The 238-nt window shown below is 45.0% G+C and carries 1 protein-coding gene; it reads left to right on the top strand.

Annotated features, from left to right (window positions below; all coding sequences use genetic code 11):
- On the top strand, positions 1 to 238 hold a 238-nt coding region (locus AAEZ08_RS23430; protein ID WP_500125244.1), incomplete at both ends, for a hypothetical protein.

The raw sequence follows: 238 nt of genomic DNA on the forward strand, positions 1-238 counted from the left end.
CTGAAGTGTCTAATAAAGAGAGCGGCACAGCGCCGACGCCTGAACGCACAGAAGGGCAAAACAAAAAAGAAAAAATCGAACAAACGCATGAGCAAGTCAACGATGACATCATGCACCATCCTGACTTAGTCAACCCGCTAGATGATACTCGTATTGATGTAAAGTCAGGCTTTACCAAAGACTCTGAGCGTATCAAGGGTGATAAGCATCAGTTTGAATATGATGCGGTGGTATTGGG

Origin of the sequence: Pseudomonas sp. E45-MNA-CIBAN-0222, assembly GCF_040310405.1 — a bacterium.
Classification (GTDB): domain Bacteria; phylum Pseudomonadota; class Gammaproteobacteria; order Pseudomonadales; family Pseudomonadaceae; genus Stutzerimonas; species Stutzerimonas stutzeri_AC.